The following is a 523-nucleotide window of genomic DNA, read 5'->3' as shown; positions in this document are numbered from 1 at the left end:
GGAAGGTGCGAACAAGTTCCTGATATGAGATCATCATATTCATCCGGAGCGCATCCCAGAGGGACATCATGAGCCATCAACTCACCTTCGCCGATAGTGAATTCAGCACTAAGCGCCGTCAGACCCGAAAAGAGATTTTCCTCTCCCGCATGGAGCAGATTCTGCCATGGCAGAATATGACCGCTGTCATCGAGCCGTTTTATCCCAAGGCGGGCAATGGCCGACGGCCCTATCCGCTGGAGACCATGCTGCGTATTCACTGCATGCAGCATTGGTACAACCTGAGCGACGGTGCCATGGAAGATGCCCTGTACGAAATCGCCTCCATGCGCCTGTTTGCCCGATTATCCCTGGATAGCGCCCTGCCGGATCGCACCACCATCATGAATTTCCGCCACCTGCTCGAGCAGCATCAACTGGCCCGTCAATTGTTCAAGACCATCAATCGCTGGCTGGCCGAAGCAGGCGTCATGATGACCCAAGGCACTTTGGTGGATGCCACCATCATTGAGGCACCCAGCTC

General features: G+C 55.3%; 1 pseudogene. It reads left to right on the top strand.

The annotated features are described in order from the left end of the window. Positions 1-68: 68 nt before the first annotated feature. Positions 69-523, top strand: a pseudogene (locus N6P30_RS24465) (IS5-like element ISKpn26 family transposase); the annotation flags it as partial.

The sequence above is a fragment of the Enterobacter sp. PL1 genome (genome assembly GCF_945957325.1).
GTDB classification, from domain to species: Bacteria; Pseudomonadota; Gammaproteobacteria; order Enterobacterales; family Enterobacteriaceae; genus Enterobacter; species Enterobacter roggenkampii.
The sequence above is the reverse complement of the archived record's forward strand: the minus strand, read 5'-3'. Positions and strand labels throughout refer to the sequence as shown.